At 53.0% G+C, this 18,065-nt stretch carries 19 protein-coding genes; 18 read left to right on the top strand and 1 reads right to left on the bottom strand.

Annotated features, from left to right (window positions below; all coding sequences use genetic code 11):
- Nucleotides 1-39: 39 nt before the first annotated feature.
- From WC903_08800 to nifU, 18 genes are all read left to right on the top strand, one after another.
- The gene (locus WC903_08800; protein ID MFA5894042.1) at nucleotides 40-303 is read left to right on the top strand and encodes a metal-sensitive transcriptional regulator; all 264 of its coding nucleotides are present in this window, start codon (nucleotides 40-42) and stop codon (nucleotides 301-303) included.
- Nucleotides 290-1,507, top strand: a complete 1,218-nt coding sequence (locus tag WC903_08805) for a TolC family protein (GenBank protein ID MFA5894043.1) — start codon at nucleotides 290-292, stop codon at nucleotides 1,505-1,507. The genes WC903_08800 and WC903_08805 overlap by 14 nt, the downstream gene beginning before the upstream one ends.
- Complete coding sequence (locus WC903_08810; GenBank protein ID MFA5894044.1) at nucleotides 1,504-2,490, top strand: efflux RND transporter periplasmic adaptor subunit; 987 nt, start codon at nucleotides 1,504-1,506, stop codon at nucleotides 2,488-2,490. Before WC903_08805 ends, WC903_08810 begins: the two co-directional genes overlap by 4 nt.
- 3 nt (nucleotides 2,491-2,493) lie before the next feature.
- Nucleotides 2,494-5,619 carry a CusA/CzcA family heavy metal efflux RND transporter gene (locus WC903_08815; GenBank protein ID MFA5894045.1) on the top strand — a complete coding sequence of 1,042 codons (3,126 nt, stop codon included), beginning with the start codon at nucleotides 2,494-2,496 and terminating at the stop codon, nucleotides 5,617-5,619.
- Entirely contained in the window at nucleotides 5,616-5,903 is a 288-nt protein-coding gene (locus WC903_08820) for a YHS domain-containing protein (protein ID MFA5894046.1), read from the top strand. The genes WC903_08815 and WC903_08820 overlap by 4 nt, the downstream gene beginning before the upstream one ends.
- Nucleotides 5,904-5,920: 17 nt before the next feature.
- Nucleotides 5,921-6,355, top strand: a complete 435-nt coding sequence (locus WC903_08825) for a histidine kinase dimerization/phospho-acceptor domain-containing protein (protein ID MFA5894047.1) — start codon at nucleotides 5,921-5,923, stop codon at nucleotides 6,353-6,355.
- Nucleotides 6,356-6,359: 4 nt separating this feature from the next.
- Nucleotides 6,360-6,800, top strand: coding sequence for a cupredoxin domain-containing protein (locus WC903_08830; GenBank protein MFA5894048.1), 441 nt, complete (start codon nucleotides 6,360-6,362; stop codon nucleotides 6,798-6,800).
- 24 nt (nucleotides 6,801-6,824) lie between these two features.
- Complete coding sequence (locus WC903_08835) at nucleotides 6,825-9,518, top strand: calcium-translocating P-type ATPase, PMCA-type (protein MFA5894049.1); 2,694 nt, start codon at nucleotides 6,825-6,827, stop codon at nucleotides 9,516-9,518.
- Entirely contained in the window at nucleotides 9,511-10,692 is a 1,182-nt protein-coding gene (locus tag WC903_08840; protein ID MFA5894050.1) for an aminotransferase class V-fold PLP-dependent enzyme, read from the top strand. The genes WC903_08835 and WC903_08840 overlap by 8 nt, the downstream gene beginning before the upstream one ends.
- Nucleotide 10,693: 1 nt before the next feature.
- A complete protein-coding gene (locus WC903_08845; GenBank protein ID MFA5894051.1) occupies nucleotides 10,694-11,170 on the top strand; it encodes a DsrE/DsrF/DrsH-like family protein in 477 nt (158 codons plus the stop codon).
- Nucleotides 11,171-11,181: 11 nt separating this feature from the next.
- Nucleotides 11,182-11,412 (top strand): sulfurtransferase TusA family protein, encoded by a 231-nt coding sequence (locus tag WC903_08850; protein ID MFA5894052.1) that lies wholly within the window; start codon nucleotides 11,182-11,184, stop codon nucleotides 11,410-11,412.
- 36 nt (nucleotides 11,413-11,448) lie between these two features.
- Nucleotides 11,449-11,901: an Rrf2 family transcriptional regulator gene (locus WC903_08855; protein ID MFA5894053.1), complete on the top strand. Its 453-nt coding sequence runs from the start codon at nucleotides 11,449-11,451 to the stop codon at nucleotides 11,899-11,901.
- Between the two features lie 10 nt (nucleotides 11,902-11,911).
- A complete protein-coding gene (gene cysK / locus WC903_08860; GenBank protein ID MFA5894054.1) occupies nucleotides 11,912-12,838 on the top strand; it encodes a cysteine synthase A in 927 nt (308 codons plus the stop codon).
- Nucleotides 12,839-12,851: 13 nt separating this feature from the next.
- Complete coding sequence (locus tag WC903_08865; protein MFA5894055.1) at nucleotides 12,852-14,090, top strand: homocysteine biosynthesis protein; 1,239 nt, start codon at nucleotides 12,852-12,854, stop codon at nucleotides 14,088-14,090.
- Nucleotide 14,091: 1 nt separating this feature from the next.
- Nucleotides 14,092-14,502, top strand: coding sequence for an NIL domain-containing protein (locus tag WC903_08870; protein MFA5894056.1), 411 nt, complete (start codon nucleotides 14,092-14,094; stop codon nucleotides 14,500-14,502).
- A gap of 104 nt (nucleotides 14,503-14,606) precedes the next feature.
- A complete protein-coding gene (larE, locus tag WC903_08875; protein MFA5894057.1) occupies nucleotides 14,607-15,422 on the top strand; it encodes an ATP-dependent sacrificial sulfur transferase LarE in 816 nt (271 codons plus the stop codon).
- Nucleotides 15,415-16,620, top strand: a complete 1,206-nt coding sequence (gene nifS, locus WC903_08880) for a cysteine desulfurase NifS (GenBank protein ID MFA5894058.1) — start codon at nucleotides 15,415-15,417, stop codon at nucleotides 16,618-16,620. The genes larE and nifS overlap by 8 nt, the downstream gene beginning before the upstream one ends.
- Nucleotides 16,621-16,746: 126 nt before the next feature.
- A complete protein-coding gene (nifU, locus tag WC903_08885) occupies nucleotides 16,747-17,181 on the top strand; it encodes a Fe-S cluster assembly scaffold protein NifU (protein ID MFA5894059.1) in 435 nt (144 codons plus the stop codon).
- Here nifU and WC903_08890 read toward each other — a convergent pair.
- The coding region (locus tag WC903_08890) for a hypothetical protein (GenBank protein MFA5894060.1) at nucleotides 17,175-18,065 on the bottom strand (891 nt) is incomplete at its 5' end. The genes nifU and WC903_08890 overlap by 7 nt on opposite strands.

Below are 18,065 nucleotides of genomic sequence, written 5' to 3' on the forward strand. Positions count from 1 at the left end.
CGCTTGACATTGTTTGTAATTATGATACCCTAGGGGGGTATGTTGACGGGTAAGCATCGGAAGCAGTTGGCCAATCGTTTGAGCCGCGTACGCGGGCAGATTGAGGGGATAAAAAAGATGGTAGAGGAACCGCGCTATTGTATTGAGATCCTAAACCAAATCGCGGCGGCCAAGGCGGCGCTTTCGTCCATCGGGAAATTTATCCTTGAGGACCACATGAAAACCTGTGTGACCGCTTCGATAAAACGGGGGACAGGGACGCGTGAGATCAAGGAGCTTATGGATGTTTTTGAGAAATTTTAAATTTCCAATCATTTTATTAATTATCGTTTTAACCTCTGCGGCTTATGCCGAAAAGCTTTCCCTTTCTGATGTGGTCAGAATCGCGCTCGAAAAGAACCCTGATTTGCAGGCGGCAAGAAGTCAAAAGGAGGCCGTCTCCGCCAAAATCCCTCAAGTTTTAGCTTTAGATAATCCCCGCGTCGGTTTAGAGTATGAACAGATCCCCTCCGGCTCGCGCAATCCCGAAGACGGCATGAAGATGTACACTGCCGAGCAAATGATCATGTTCCCGGGGAAAATTTACGCCGAGTGGCAGATGGCCAACGCCGAAGCCTCAATGCTTTCGGCCAACTACCAGGCAAAAGTGCTGGAGATATCCGCTCAAATCAAGTCTGCTTATTATGATCTTTTCTTTGCCGATCGCGCGATCGAGGCGATGGCCGAAATAAAAGAGCTCCTGGCCAGGGTTAAAAAGTCAGCGGAAGCTAAATACATAGTGGGGCAGGCGGTCCAGGCGGATGTTTTAATGGCCAATGTCGAATATTTGCTGATGGACAATGAACTAACTTCGCTGCAGCAGGAGCGGCAGGTTAAAGAGGCAAAACTAAAGGCTTTGCTCAATCGGAGCGATGAGGGGCCGCTCGAAACAGCGGCTACACTCAATCTGCCCGGAACGATCGAACCGGCAGCGGCCCTGGAGAAGAACGCGCTCGAGCACCGGCCGGAACTGCTGGCGATGAAAGCCGGGCTGGCGGCAAAGGATGCCGGCCACCTTCGCTCCAAGATGGATTTTTTTCCGGATACCATGTTAGGAGCTAAAAAGCGAGTCTCCGGCGGTTGGGACGCGATGATCTCCTTTTCCGTCCCGCTTTATTTCTGGAAGCAGAGCTATGGGGTCAATTCAGCGGGGCTCGAAAGAGAAGCGGCCGAAGCAGCCTACAATAACATGAGGAACATGATCCGCTGGATGGTCAAGGAATCGCGGGTCATGGCGGATGCCGCGCGCCGGACCGCCCGGCTTTATGAAGATAAGATCGTACCGCAAAGTTCTCAGGCTTTGAAAGTGGCTTTAACGGCCTACCGATCGGGCAAAGTCGATTTTCAAACATTGCAGAACATCGAGCGGGCTTATAAAGAAGCCAGGCTGAAACTTTTTGAAAGCCAGGCCAATTATGGCAAGACCTTGGCAGAACTGGAGAAGATAACAGGAGGAGAAATTAAATGAGGACTGGAGCGTTGGTCATAATCTTAGGATTGGTCGTGTTGGCGGTCGTCAGCTGCGCCCCGGCCCAAAAGTCCGGGCATCAGGGGCATGAACTGGGGAAGAATATCCTGTTTTACCGCAATCCGATGAACCCGCAAGTTACTTCTCCCGTACCGATGAAAGACGAAATGGGGATGGACTATGTGCCGGTCTATGAAAAAGCTCCCGGAGCGCAAGCAGGAGAGATCTCGATCAGTCCCGAAGAGCAAAAGCTGGTCGGGGTCAGGACTGAACGGGTGGGGCGACGCCAGCTCTGGAAAGAGGTCCGAACGGTCGGGACGGTGGCTTATGACCCGGAACTCTACGTGGCGCAGGAGGAATACATCGGCGCGCTGGGTCTGGGCGATGAAACCTTGATCGACGCCGGCAAGAAAAGATTGCGGGTCCTGGGGCTGGACGAGGAACAGCTCGCTAGATTGCAAGCAGAGGGCAAACCGCAGGAAAACCTGATCCTGCCCGAAGATCGAACCTGGGTTTATATTACGATCTACGAGAATGAGCTGGGGTTGGTCAAGACTGGCGTTCCGGTGGAGATCGAGACCGTTGCTTTTCCGGGGGAAGCCTTCTCCGGGACGATCGCGGCGGTCTCGCCGGTGCTGGACCCCATGAGCCGATCGGCCAAAGCGAGAGCGGAGATCCAAAATCCCGGCCAGAGATTGAAGCCGGGGATGTACGCCACCGTGAAGCTCAAGATCGATCTGGGCAGCCGGTTGGCGGTCGCTGAAGAAGCGGTCATCAATACCGGCAAAAGGACATTAGTGGTTGTGGCCAAGGGTAACGGCAATTATATTAGCCGTGAAGTGAGGTTGGGCCAGAAGGCCGCGGGTTACTATGAGGTCCTGGGCGGATTGCGGGAAGGGGAAATGGCGGTGACCACCGGGAATTTCCTGATCGATTCGGAATCACGATTGAAATCCACCGGTGGCGGCGAACATCAGCATTAAGCAATGGCAAAATTAGTCGAATATATAATCGAATATTGCGCCAAGAACAGGACGATCGTCTTTATCCTGGTCGGGGCGCTGGCTTTGGGCGGGTTCTTTGCCCTGCGCAGTGTTCCCCTGGACGCTCTGCCGGACCTCTCCGACACGCAGGTCATCGTCTATTCCCAGTGGGACCGCTCGCCGGATATTATCGAGGATCAGGTTACTTACCCCATTATCACTTCCCTGCTGGGCGCTCCCCAGGTCAAAGCGATCCGCGGGTTTTCAGACTTTGGTTTTTCTTATGTTTATGTGATCTTTGAGGACGGGACCGACATATATTGGGCGCGGTCGCGCGTTTTGGAATATTTGAATAAGATCATTCCGCGGCTTCCGGAAGGGGTAAAAACTGAATTAGGTCCGGATGCCACAGGCGTGGGCTGGATCTTCCAATATGCCTTGGTTGATGGATCGGGCCAACACTCTCTGGCCGACCTGCGCAGTTTTCAAGATTGGTATCTGCGCTATTATTTACAATCAGTTCCTGGCGTAGCGGAGGTGGCTTCGGTCGGCGGTTTTGTCCGGCAGTACCAGATAAACGTTAATCCGAGCGCGCTTTTAGCCTATAACATCCCGCTCATGAAGGTCGTCGAGAACCTGCGCAAAAGTAATAATGATGTCGGCGGAAGATTGGTCGAATGGAGCGGGACAGAGTACATGGTGCGGGGGCGCGGGTATATTAAAACCACCCAGGATATCGAAAAAATTGTGGTCGGTAACGATCTGAACGGCGTGCCGGTGACCGTTGGACAGATCGCCAATGTTACTTTGGGCCCGGATATGAGGCGGGGGATCGCCGAACTGGATGGGCAGGGGGAAGTAGCCGGCGGCATTGTGGTCATGCGCCACAAGGAGAACGCGCTGGAAGTCATTAACCGGATCAAAGCCAAGCTCAAGGAAATCGAACCCAGTCTGCCCAAAGGGGTAAAGATCGTAACCACCTATGACCGCTCCGAGCTGATCGAAGCTTCCATCGGTACCGTCCGCGACGCGCTCGTCCAGGAATTAATTATTGTCAGTTTAATGCTCGTTTTCTTCTTATGGCATCTCCCTTCGGCGCTGGTCCCTATCATCGGGCTCCCCATCGCGGTGCTGATCGCCTTTATCCCTATGAACTGGATGGGCCTGACCTCCAATATCATGTCGCTGGGGGGAATCGTGGTAGCGATCGGCGACATGGTAGACGCTCCGATCGTGTTGGTCGAGAATGTCCATAAACGATTGGATGAGTGGACGAAGGGTTTGCGACAGGGGACGCGCGAAAGCATTATGATCGGCGCCATGAAAGAGGTCGGTCCACCCATTTTTGCTTCCCTGCTGGTCATGGCGGTCGCTTTTATGCCGGTTTTCACTCTGGTTGCCCAGGAAGGGCGGCTCTTCAAACCGTTGGCCTTTACTAAAAATTATTCCATCTTCTTCGCGGCGCTACTGGCGATAACCTTGACCCCGGCGCTGATCATGATCTTTGTCCGCGGCAAGATCATTTCGGAAGACCAGCACCCGGTCAGCCGGTTTTTGATCCGGCTTTATCGTCCGGTCGCCCTTTGGTCCATCAAGCACCGTAATTTAGTAGTCGCCGGAGCGCTGGCCAGTATACTGGTCACCGTGCCGGTCTTTTTGAAAATGGGCTCTGAATTTATGCCTCCCCTGTATGAAGGGAGCATTCTTTACATGCCGACCACTTTGCCGGGTCTGTCGGTGACCGAAGCGGCCAGATTATTGCAGATCCAGGACAAAGTCATAAAGTCTTTCCCCGAAGTGGAACGGGTTTTTGGCAAGGCGGGGCGGGCCGCGACCTCGACCGATCCAGCCCCCTTTTCCATGATGGAGACGACAGTGATCTTAAAGGATAAAAAGCTGTGGCGCCGCGGGCTGACCTACGAAAAGCTCGTCGACGAGTTGGATAAAAAGATGAAGATCCCGGGAGTGTCCAACGCCTGGACCATGCCGATCAAAGCCAGGATCGATATGTTGACTACCGGGGTCCGCACGCCGGTCGGGATCAAGATCTACGGCGCCGATCTGCAGGAAATAGAGCGGCTTGGCACGCATTTGGAGCGGGTCTTGAAAGAAGTTCCCGGCACGCGCAATGTCTTTGCCGAGCGGGTGGCCGGCGGTTATTTTGTCGATTTTGACCTCAAGCGCGAGCAGTTGGCGCGTTACGGCCTGACGGTTGACGACGCCAACATGATCATTATGTCGGCCATCGGCGGAGAGAATATTTCCACCGTGATCGCCGGCCGGGAGCGTTACCCGATCAACGTGCGCTACGCGCGGGAGCTGCGGGGAGAGATCGACGACTTGAAGCGGGTGCTAGTGCCCACCATGAACGGCGCCCAAATTCCCATCTCGGAAATCGCGGATATCAGTATCCGTTACGGCCCTTCCATGATCCGGGACGAGAACGGAATGCTGGCGGGTTACGTCTACGTTGACATCGCCGGCCGCGATATCGGGAGTTATGTGCAGGAGGCCAAAAGGGCGGTGCGGGACAAATTGGCACTGCCGACGGGGTATTCCCTGGCCTGGTCAGGACAGTATGAATTTATGCAAAGAATGGCTGACCAGCTGAAACTCTTTATTCCTTTGACCCTCTTTGCTATTTTTATCTTGTATTTCTTCACCTTCGGCTCGATCATTGAAACATTAATTATTATGCTTTCGGTCCCCTTTGCTTTGGTTGGCGGCATTTGGTATCTGTTCCTGCTTGGGTTTAACCTGAGTATCGCGGTCTGGGTGGGGTTGATCGCGCTGGCTGGGGTGGCGGCGGAGACCGGTTCGATCATGATCGTTTATCTTGACGAGGCTTACGCGAGGCGCAAGGCTGAAGGCAAGATGAACAATTTATCCGATCTTTATGAAGCGGTGATGGAAGGGGCGGTGCAGAGGTTGCGTCCAAAACTGATGACGGTGAGTGCCAATATTTTCGGGTTGTTGCCGGTGATGTTGGCCGTCGGGATCGGTTCGGACGTGATGAAACGGATCGCCGCGCCGCTGATCGGCGGACTTATTTCATCAACCATCTTAACCCTGGTGGTCCTGCCGGCGATCTATACTATCTGGAAAAATAAAACGGAGGTGAAGGAATGAAAAATCTTAAATATTGTTTGGGTTTGCTTCTCGCCATGTTTTTGTTTTCGCAAGTTTTGGCGGAGGCCTCAACCCACACGATGAAAGGGCTGAAACAGCCGCTGCCGGTAAAAAAGGAAGTTGCCAAGAAGCTGCCTAGGCTGGTTGAATGTCCGGTGACTAAAACAAAGATAGATCCGGCAAAAACCAAGCTAAAAACCGTTTATAAAGGGACGACCTATTATTTTTGCTGTCCCGGCTGTCCGGAAGAGTTTAAGAAGAACCCGGGGAAATACGCTAAATGAGAGATCCAATTTGCGGGATGGAGATTAAAGACGGAGAAGAGCATTCCCAACTTGCTTATCAGGAAAAGAAATATTCCTTCTGCTCCGAATCCTGCGAGGCGGTATTCAAAAAATTAAACGGCATCAAGCTTGCGGGCGAAGCGGGGCTGGGCGACATCGAACGGAAAATGGTGGCCTACAATACTTTAAAACAATTGGCAGTCACGGTGGCCCATTACATCAGGAATGCCAATGCGGCCATAAGCCTGCAGGCCGAACTTTGCCGGGGTACAACCGATCCCGCGCTTCATAAATCTGTGGAAATGATAAAACATCAGTCCGATAAGATTGAAACGGTGGTTAATTCTCTCCTATCTATTTCGGATATCAAATTACAGAAATATACCGGTAGTGAAGAGGAAGCGATTTTTGACCTGCGCCTGTTGCTGGAGAATAAGATCAAGGAGGGATAAAGAAATGAAAAAAGTTGTTGGCGGCTTGTTTCTTTTGCTGATCCTGGCGGCCGTTAATTGGGCGGCGGAACCGACGAGAGAAGTAGCAATTATTGCCAGGCAATATGAGTTTCTGCCGAATAGAATTGAGGTTGTCAAAGGGGTTCCGGTCAGATTATACCTGACGAGCCTGGACGCAGCCCATGGCATCTATATTGATAAGTTTAAGATCAACCAGAAAATTGAAAAAGGAAAATTAACAATTGTGGATTTTATCCCCGGCGAATCCGGAAAATATGAGATCAAATGTTCGGTCTTTTGCGGGCTCGGGCATGGCGGCATGAAGGGTGAACTGGTGGTGGTTGAGCCGATGCCGGATATGTCTAAAATGCAGCCGATGCCCCAAATGCCGGGGATAAAAATGCCGGGGATGGACGACAGGCCGCAGATGCATCATATGCGCTGAGTTTATTAGCCTATAACATTTATAATGGCAGCGGCGGGAAATTATTACGATCAATCGGTTGAGGAAGCTGCCCAGCAGCTCGCAACCGACGAAAAAACGGGCCTGACGGAGGCGGCGGTCAAAGAACGCCTGGTTAGTTTTGGGCCCAATCAACTCAAACAGAATAAAACTGCTTCGCCTCTAGCCATCTTCCTGGAACAGTTCAAGGGTTTTATTATCTGGGTTTTGATCGGTGCGGCTCTGCTCTCCGGTTTTCTTCAGGAATGGATCGATGCCGCCGCCATCATTGCTATCGTTTTTGTGAATGCTATTTTAGGGTTTGTTCAGGAATATCGCGCGGAAAAATCGCTGGCCGCACTAAAGAAACTTTCCAGTCCCACCTCAAAAGTAATTCGTGCCGGACAGAAGAAAATTATTCCTTCTTCAGGCTTGGTGCCGGGGGACCTGGTCGAGTTAGAGGCCGGCGATCTTGTGCCGGCAGATGGCCGTTTAGTTTATACCGCGCCAAACTTCGCGGTGCAGGAAGCCAGCCTGACGGGAGAGTCCATGCCGGTCGCAAAAACTTCGCGTCAGCTCGAAGAAAAGGAATTGCCATTAGCGGACAGGGGAAACATGGTTTATACGGGAACCTCGGTGGTTTCCGGGAAAGCCCGCGCCATAATCGTTGAAACCGGAATGAAGACCGAACTGGGCCGGATCGCGGGAATGATCCAGGCAATAGAAACCGAAGCAACGCCGCTACAGAAAAAGTTGGAACAGTTCGGCAAATGGATCGTTTACCTGTGCTTTGTATTGGTGGGCCTGGTCTTTGCCCTGGAAGTTTGGCGTGGCGGGGAAATGATAAACGTGCTTTTGACTTCTGTCAGTCTGGCGGTGGCGGCGATCCCGGAAGGATTGCCGGCGGTGGTGACCATAGCGTTGGCGCTGGGAGTGCAGCGCATGGTTACACGCCATGTCTTGATCCGAAAACTCCCTTCGGTTGAAACGCTGGGCAGCGCCACAGTTATCTGTTCGGATAAAACCGGCACCCTGACCAAGAACGAAATGACCGTAAAAGTTATCTTTGCGGACAGCGCCATTATTAACGTGAGCGGGGTTGGCTATGAGCCCAAAGGAGAATTCCTGATCAACGGAAAAACGATTTCTCCCGCGGCTTATCCCGGTTTGCAAAAAACGCTTCTTTGCGGAGTGCTTTGCAACGGTGCGGAGCTGAAAAGGGATAAGATCTTAGGTGATCCTACGGAAGGATCGATCCTGGTTGCCGCGGCCAAGTCTGGTTTACACAAAATCAAATTGGAAGAGGAATATCAATTTACCGAGGAAATACCATTTGACCCGGAACGAAAAAAGATGACGATCATCCGCGAAAAAGAAGGGCGTCTTTACGCTTTCGTGAAAGGCGCGCCGGATATTCTGCTTAAGGATTGCACAGGGATTGAAGAGCAGGGTGTGCGCAGAAGCTTGAGCGATCAAGATAAACAAAAAATCATACAGGCGAACGCCGATCTGGCCGATCAGGCTTTACGGGTCCTGGCGGTCGCCTATCGAGTCTTTGAAAAAGCTCCCGCGAAATATGAAGTCGCTATTGTGGAAAAAGAACTGGTCTTTGTGGGCCTGGTCGCCATGATCGATCCGGCCCGGGAGGAGGTTAAAGAGGCGATCAGAAAATGCGGTACCGCGGGAATAAAAACCATCATGATAACCGGCGACCACAAAAACACCGCGGTCGCGATCGCCCGGGAGCTGGGGATCATGAAAGAGGGAGAGCTGGCTTTATCGGGTGAAGAGCTGGATCAATTATCGGCTGAAGAATTCCAGGGAAAAGTTCGCCAGATCACGGTTTATGCGCGGGTTTCCCCGGAAAACAAATTAAGGATCGTCCGGACCTGGAAAAGCCTTGGTGAGGTGGTGGCCATGACCGGGGACGGCGTCAATGACGCTCCGGCGGTGAAAGAAGCGAATATCGGGGTGGCGATGGGAATAACCGGGACTGACGTGACGAAAGAGGTTTCGGATATGGTGATCACGGACGATAACTTCGCCTCGATCGTGGCGGCGGTGGAGGAGGGGAGGGGAATTTACGGCAATATCCGCAAGTTTGTGCACTACCTTCTTTCCTGTAACGCGGGTGAGATACTAATAATGTTCATTGCTTCGCTGTTCGGCCTGCCGGTGCCGTTGCTGCCTATCCACATTTTGTGGGTTAATCTGGTAACCGATGGTTTTCCCGCTCTGGCCCTGGGGATGGACCCGGTTACTCCGGATATTATGAATCGGCCGCCCCGCCCAACTCATGAGCCGGTCGTGACCGTGCGCCGAACAGTCTTAATGCTGGTGCAGGGCGCTTTTATGGCGGTTTGCGCCCTGCTGGCTTTTGCTTATATGTTATCGGCCGGAGAATCACTGGCGCACGCCCGGACCGCGGCCTTTGTGGTGTTGGCCTGTGCGCAATTATTTCACGCTTTCAATTGCCGCAGTCAGACCGAGTCGATTTTCAAGTTAGGTGTTTTCAGCAATCTAAATCTGTTGTATGCTTGCCTGGTCTCCTTCTTATTGCTGATGGCGGTGGTTTATGTCCCATTTTTGCAGGGAATATTTAAGACCGATCCGATCCTGGGAACGCATTGGCTGCTGGTGATCTTACTTTCTTCCTTCCCGCTCTGGGCGATGGAAATAGTAAAGATCATGAATAAAAAAGGGGGGATAATAAGTGATTGAACAAGTCTATTTTGACAATATGGCCAATACCCCGGTCGACTCCAGGGTAGTTGAAGCGATGCTGCCCCATCTGCGCGAAACGTATGGCAACCCCCTCAATCTCCACGATTTTGGGGCCAAAACAGCCGCCGCGATCGAAGAGGCCCGGCAGAAAGTGGCGGCCTTGATCGGAGCGAACACGGAGGAGATCATTTTTACTTCTTGCGGCTCGGAGTCGAACAATTGCGCAATAAAAGGGATCGCCCGGGCCAATGAGAAGAAAGGGAAGCAGGTCATTACTTCGGCGATCGAACATTTTTCCGTCCATTATCCGCTCAAGGAATTGGAGAAAGAAGGGTATAAGGTAACCTATCTGCCGGTGGATCAATTCGGCTTGATCGACCCTCAAGCAGTGGCGCAAGCGCTAACCCCGGAGACCACTCTGGTTACTTTGACCCACGCCAGCAATGAGATCGGCACGATCGAGCCGATTGCGGAGATAGGGAAGGTTATTAGAACGTGGAACACAGAACACGGAACACAGATAATATTTCACATTGATGCGGTGCAGACGGCGGGGACGATACCGGTCAATGTCGGCGACCTGGGAGTGGACGCGCTGACCCTTTCGGCCAACCTCTTTTACGGGCCGACCGGGATCGCCGCTTTATATCTGAAAAAAGGGACCAGAATCTTGCCTTTTATTCTGGGCGGAACGCAAGAAGAGGGGAAACGGGCCGGCACCCATAATATCCCCGGAATAGTCGGTCTGGGTAAAGCGGCGGAACTGGCCCAGGCGGAAATGGCTGCCCGCGCCGCAAAGCTCATGCCCCTGCGCGACAAGCTATTACGGAGCATTCCGGAAAAGATCAAGGATTATTTCGTCACCGGCCATCCGACGCAGCGTCTGCCAGGCCATGCCAGCGGCTACGTCAAATATATTGAGGGCGAATCGATGTCGATGTTCTTAAATATGGAAGGGATCGCCGTTTCGACCGGCTCGGCCTGCGTTTCCAAAGCGCTGAAAGCTTCCCACGTCGTCCTGGCGCTGGGCGTTAACGCGGCGGATGTGCATGGTTCACTGGTCTTTTCGCTGGGCAAAGATAATTTTGAAGAAGAAGTCGATTATGTGCTGGCCAAATTTCCGCCGATCGTGCAGCGGTTACGGGAAATGTCCCCGTTAGGGAGGCGCTGAAATGGACAAGGAGAAGTTTAATATTGTCGTCTTTTCCGGCGACCTCGATAAGGTCCTGGCGGCTTTTATCCTGGCCACGACCTCGGCTGCGATGGGGATGGAAGTCACGATGTTCTTTACTTTTTGGGGGTTGAACGTCCTGCGCCGGCCAAAACTGACCAGCGGCAAGAACATTTTACAAAAAATGATGAATTTTCTGAACCGGGGAGGGGCGGACCGGCTGCCGCTTTCTAAATTCAATATGCTGGGAATGGGCCCGCTGATGATGAAGATCATGATGAAAAACTCCAAGGTCCCTAGCATCGAGGAATTCGTCAAACTGGCCAAGGAGCAGGGGGTCAAATTGGTCGCCTGCACTACGACCTTCAGCTTTATGGGGTTCGCGAAAGATGACTTTATTGCCGAGGTCGATTCTTTTGCCGGGGCGGCGACCTTCCTGCAGGGGGCGAGAGAGGGGAAAGTCAGCTATTTCATATAAGGAGAAAAACCATGCAAGCGGACGATAAACTCGATTGTTTCGGCTTGCTTTGCCCGCTGCCGATCATCAAAACAGCGGAACAGATCAAGCGCCTGAAAGTTGGCCAGGTCCTGGAGGTCATTGCTACTGACGAGGGGATAAAAACGGATATGCCGGCCTGGTGCAAAGCGACCGGCCAGGAATACTTGGGCGGCGAAGAAAAAGACGGGCTATATAGAGTCTTCATAAAGAAAACTAATTAATCTCGCCAAAGATAGTCAAGATGGGGTTGTTGTATCTTGACTAAATCAATTAACTTGTTAAAATATCATCAGATGAAGTTTTCCATTAAAGTCCAATACGGGCTCCAGGCCATGCTGGCCTTGTCCCTTAATTACGGGGGCGGGCAGGTCCAGATCAAGGATATTGCCGCGGAGCAAAAGATCCCGATCAGGTTCCTGGAGCAACTTCTGCTGATCCTGAAAAGAGCGGGCCTGGTCAGCAGTATTCGGGGGAAACACGGCGGTTATTTGTTAGGGAAAAAACCGAGCGAGATCACCCTGCTTAACGTCATTGAAGCCCTGGAAGGCCCGCTCGAACTGGCCAATAAAAAAATGAAAAAAACGCCGATAATCTTTGAGGCTTTTGCCAAGGTCCAGTCTGATCTCACGGCACAGCTGACGCGCGTGACGCTGGCTGAGCTGACTTTAAGGGCGCGCCAAAAAGACCTGGCTTTGACCTACAGTATTTAGGAGGTGGCAAATGACCAGGATCGCTGACGATATAACCAAACTGACCGGGAACACTCCGCTGGTCCGTCTGAATCGGATCGCCGCGTCTGCCGTAGCCACGATCGCGGCAAAACTGGAAAGCTATAACCCCTGTTCCAGCGTGAAAGACCGGATCGGGGTCGCCATGATCGAGGCGGCGGAACGGCAAGGGCTGATCAATAAAGAAACGACCATTTTTGAGCCGACTTCCGGTAATACCGGCATTGCTTTGGCTTTTGTCTGCGCCGCCCGCGGTTACAAGCTGGTCCTGACCATGCCGGAGACAATGAGCGTGGAACGGCGTAATTTGCTCAAAGCGCTCGGCGCCGAGCTTGTCCTAACGGAGGGGGCAAAGGGGATGAAGGGAGCGATCGAGAAAGCTGGAGAACTGACCAAAAAAAATAAGAATTCTTTTATGCCGCAGCAGTTCAATAATCCGGCCAACCCGGAGATCCACCGGCAGACGACCGCGGAGGAGATCTGGCGGGATACCGACGGCCAGGTGGACATCTTTATCTCCGGCGTTGGCACCGGCGGCACGATCACCGGCGTGGGTGAATTTTTAAAAGGAAAGAAGCCGGCGGTCAAGATCGTGGCCGTTGAACCGAAAGATTCGCCGGTCCTCTCGGGCGGGAGCCCATGCCCCCACAAGATCCAGGGGATCGGGGCGGGCTTTGTGCCGCAAGTTTTAAACATGAAAATCATTGATGAGATCATTCCGGTCGGAAACGAAGACGCGATGCGCACGGCCAGGCGCCTGGCCAAAGAAGAGGGGATCCTTTGCGGGATCTCTTCAGGCGCGGCGGTCGCGGCAGCCCTGGAAGTTGCCGGAAAGCCAGAGAACAAGGGAAAACTGATCGTGGTGATCATTCCCGATACGGGCGAGCGCTACTTAAGCACCGAGTTGTTTGCGGAATAAAGGAGTAAATAAAATGGCAAAGACAATCGCGGAGATAAATGAAAAGATCAAGAAAGGGGAGGCGGTGGTGGTCACAGCCGAAGAGATCATTGAGATAGTCGAGAAGAAGGGGGTGGCGGCCGCGGCTAAGGAAGTCGACGTAGTAACGACCGGGACTTTTGGCCCGATGTGTTCCTCCGGCGCTTATTTTAATTTCGGCCACACCAAGCCCAAGATCAAGGCGGGGGGCGGGACGGCACTGCTCAACGGCGTGCCGGCTTACACCGGTTGGGCGGCGGTCGACCTTTATGTCGGGGCTACCGCTTTGCCGGGTGACGACCCGCGCAACAAGATCCATCCCGGGGAATTCGCTTACGGCGGCGCGCACGTTGTCGAGGACCTGGTGGCCGGCCGGGATGTGCGGCTGCAGATCGAGGCGTACGGGACCGACTGCTATCCGCGCAAACATCTCGACAGCTGGATCAACCTTAAGGACCTGAATGAGGCTGTCCTCTTCAATACGCGGAACGCTTACCAAAATTACAACGTGGCGGTCAATCTCTCGGGCAAGACGATCTACACCTATCTCGGGACCCTCAAGCCGAACCTCGGTAATGCCAATTATTGCAGTGCCGGGCAGTTGTCCCCATTGCTCAACGATCCTTATTTAAAAACGATCGGCTTTGGGACAAGGATCTGGCTCGGCGGAGGGATCGGCTACGTGGCCTGGCAGGGGACCCAATTCAATCCGCACGCGCCGCGTCTGGAGAACGGGGTGCCGAAGCGCCCGGCGCAGACTCTGGCGGTGATCGGCGACCTGAAAGGGATGAACCCGAAATGGCTTAAAGGGGTCAGCTTTGTCGGTTACGGCACGACCCTAAACGTTGGTATCGGTATTCCGATCCCGATCTTGAACGAGGAGATCGTGAAACATACCGCGGTCAAAGACGCGGATATCCAGTGCGCGGTCGTCGATTACAGCGAAGCGTATCCGCAAGGTAAACCGGACGTGCTGGGTGAGGTCAATTACGCCCAGTTGAAGAGCGGGTCGATCGAGGTCAACGGGAAGAAAGTCCCGACCGCCGGCATCTCCAGCTATAAGAACGCCCTGGTCATTGCCGAAGAGCTGAAGGGCCAGATCAAAGCCGGGAAATTCCTGCTGACCGAGAAGGTGGCCGACCTGCCCAGCGGTCCCGATGCTCCGAAGTTCAAGCCGCTCAACGAGCGGCCGGTCAAGCCCCTCGATTACTCTCGGGGCAAGGAGGGGAACTAACATGGCGTCGAAAAAAATTGTCTTGCTCTTTCCCAAGGAAAAGATCGACAAACCGCTCGTCTCTAAATTGATCAAGGACCATAACCTGGTCTTTAATATTCTCAAGGCGAGCATCACCCCTGACCAGGAAGGGCACATGGCGTTAGAGTTAAGCGGCGATCCCCAGGAGATCGAGCAAGGGATCACCTATTTAAAGAGTGAGGGGGTCAAGGTTGAACCGCTCTCCAAGGATATCCGGGTCAACTGGGACAAATGCGTCCAGTGCGGCGCCTGCGTCGCCATCTGTCCGACCGGCGCCCTTTATATCAAGGACCGCCGGACGATGGAGGTCGCTTTCGATGCCGACAAATGCATTGCCTGCGAACTTTGCATCCGCCCTTGTCCGCCCAGGGCCATTGAGGTACACTTCTAATAGGTAGCCGGGAAACCAGAGACTGAACGTCCCTGCCTGCCGGCAGGCAGGTCGGTTTCCCGGTTTTTTGGAAACCGCGAAGTTCATTCGCAGGTTTCCAAAAAATGTCAAAAGAGAAGGAAAACAAACTTAAGACGGTCCTGACTGCATTGGGCAAAGTATTAGTCGCTTTTTCCGGCGGGGTGGACAGCACTTATCTCCTTTACGCGGCTAAAGAGGCGTTGGGGAAGGACAATGTGCTGGCCTGCATTGCCGAATCACCGACCTATCCGATGGAAGAGGTCGAGGATGCTATCCGGGTGGCCGATGAGCTGGGGGTTCGGGTCAGACAGATCGTGACCGAGGAGTTCTCGGACGAGAACTTTGTCGCCAACAGCCGGGAACGCTGTTATTTCTGCAAGAAAGAGCTCTTTGCCAAGATGAAACAGCTGGCGCAAGAGAACGGGATCAGTTGGGTCGTTGACGGCTCCAACGCCGATGACCTCAACGATTTCCGGCCGGGGAGCCGGGCCAAAGAGGAGTTTGGCGTCCGCAGTCCGCTCCAAGAGGCGGAATTGACCAAAAAGGAGATCAGGGAGTTGTCGAAAGCGGCCGGTTTGCGGACCTGGGATAAACCTTCCATGGCTTGTCTTGCTTCGCGCATCCCTTACGGGACGCGGCTGGATGAAGCGGTGCTGAAAATGGTCGGCACAGGGGAGAAATTCCTGAAGGCGATGGGCTTTGGCCAACTCCGCGTTCGCCATCATAACCAGATCGCCCGGATCGAGGTTGATAACGACACGGTCGGCCAGGTCCTGGTCAAGAAAACGATGGACCAGATCGTCAAAAAATTCGAGGAGCTCGGTTATCTTTATGTCACACTTGACCTGAAAGGTTACCGGTCAGGGAGCATGAATGAGGGGTTTACTCCCAATGAATAGGATCTATCTCGATCACGCGGCGACTACGCCAACTGATCCCAAAGTGGTGGAGGCAATGCTGCCGTATTTCAGCGAAAAGTACGGCAATCCGTCATCGATCCACTCTTTTGGCCAGGAGACCAGGGCGGCCGTGGAAAAGGGGCGGGAGCAGGTTGCCGGACTGATCGGTTGCGCGGCGGACGAGATCGTTTTTACCTCCGGCGGGACGGAAGCCGATAACCAGGCAATTGAAGGTATCGCTTTTGCCAATCAGCAGAACGGGAACCATATCATCACCACCGCAATCGAGCACCATGCCGTTTCCAAATGCTGTGAATTCCTCAAGAAGCACGGTTTTGAGATAACTTACCTGCCGGTCGACAAATATGGGCTAGTCGATCCTGATGCTGTAGCTAAAGCGATCACCGCTAAGACTATCCTGGTCTCGGTCATGCACGCCAACAACGAAATGGGGACGATCGAGCCGATAAAGGCGATCGGGGAAGTAGTGAGGGACGCTGGTACCAGGTACCTGGTACCAGGTACCAAGGATGGAAAACGGAAAATATATTTCCACACCGACGCGGTCCAGACTGTGGGCCATATTCCGGTTAATGTTAATGAGCTGGGGGTTGATCTCCTTTCGATCTCCGCCCACAAGCTGTATGGGCCTAAGGGAGTAGGGGCGCTTTATATTCGCAAGGGGACTCGCTTGACCCCATTCCTCCATGGCGGGAGCCAGGAAAGGAACAGGCGCGCTTCGACGGAAAATGTCCCGGGTATAGTCGGTTTCGGAGTGGCGGCGGAGCTGGCTAAAGGCGAAATGTTAGCTGACGCCAAAAAGATGGCCGGCTTGCGCGACAAAATGATCAAGGGGATACTAGAAGCCATCCCGGATACGCAATTAAACGGCCATCCGACCGAGCGCCTGCCGAATAACGTCAACGTTAGCGTCCGCTATATCGAAGGGGAATCGATGTTACTAAGCCTCGATATGGAAGGGATCGCGGCTTCGACCGGCTCGGCTTGTACCTCGGGTTCGCTGGAACCGTCCCATGTCATGCTGGCGATCGGTTTGACCCACGAAGTGGCGCACGGTTCCTTGCGTTTCTCGCTGGGTAAGCAGACGACCGAAGAAGAGATCGACCGGACGGTCACAGAGCTTAAAACGATAGTCGAACGGCTCCGTTCCATGTCCCCGTTAGGAAAGAAGAATTAACTCACCCCCCAACCCCCTCTCTTAAAAAGAGAGGGGGAGAGGATCGAATAGTTAATACATTGGTACCCCTTCTCTTTCTAAGAGAAGGGGATAGGGGATGAGTTAGTAAAAAAGGAGAGGAAAGTAATGGCCGGTCAATACAGTACCAAGGTGATGGACCATTTCAAGCACCCGCGCAATGTGGGTGAAATGGAGAACCCGGATGGGATCGGCTACGTCGGCAATCCCGTGTGCGGCGATATCATGGAGATGTATATTAAGGTCCGGGATAACGTCATCACCGATGTCAAGTTCAAGACCTTTGGCTGCGGAGCGGCGATCGCTACTTCCTCCATGGCGACCGAAATGATCAAGGGGAAAACGATCGAGGAAGCCTTAAAACTGACCAATAAAGCGGTGGCCGAGGCTTTGGAAGGGTTGCCGCCGGTCAAAATGCATTGTTCGGTCCTGGCGGAAGATGCCGTCAAAGCGGCGATTGACGATTATTTAAAAAAGACGACCGGCAAGGGGTTACCTGGTTTCAAGCCGCACGAGGAGCCGCTGGAAAAACACGATCACTGATCGCTGTGTTTCATTAATTCCGCGTAAAAATCCGGCCACTGACGCGCAAGCAGGTTAAGTTTTTCTTCTTCAAACTGATCTGGCTTGATCAATCGGGCGTCAAACCGGCCTTCGATAAGCAGTTTGATGGCAGCTTTTTTCTTGCCCAACCTTGAGAGTAAAATGGCGGCTTTTTCCAGGCAAGACCGATCTTCTTCCCGATCATTTTTCAGCGGCCCGACGGCTGGGAACAAAATATCTTCTGCCTTTTGATTTTCTCCTAGTTCGATCAATTTCCCGGCGACCAAAAGAGCCCGCTCGATTTTTTTTGATTTGATCCGTAAATCATCGTCGGCGTTGATTTGACCTCGGCAGTGCGTGGAGAGACATTCGATGGCCAGGGGGACTTCCCGGCAGGCGATCAGCACCGGTACGATGCTGTTAAAAAATGTGTCGAAGCGAATATCCGGGCCGGTAATACTTTGAGCGGTTTTGATCGCTGCTTCGAAGTTGCCGATGTTCGCCAATAAGGCGGCCAATTCTTTTCTCTTTTCATTGCGCTCGACAGTATTCTGGGTTAGTTCAATATATTCGGAAAGCTTGGACAAAACATCAGTTACATTGTCCATCGGGTTCAACCGGTAGCTGTAATCAATCAGGCGCAGGCCGATGGGGAAAAGATCGGGATGGTTGAACTGCTTAAATAATTTATGTGCATCTTCCAGAAAGGTGCGCATCATTATGCAGTCAGGCCTCAAACTGGCCTGGGCGAATTCGAATCCTTTGGGTTCCAATGACTCTTGGACGAGATCGAGCAATTCGGTCATGCGTTCTTTAGCTGTTTCAAGGCACACCTTTTCAATAAAAGGGGGCAGTGAAGGGCGGCCTGCTCCGCCGGTGCCGCC

Source organism: Candidatus Margulisiibacteriota bacterium, from assembly GCA_041658645.1.
In the GTDB taxonomy this organism is placed as follows: Bacteria; Margulisbacteria; WOR-1; order O2-12-FULL-45-9; family XYB2-FULL-48-7; genus JBAZZV01.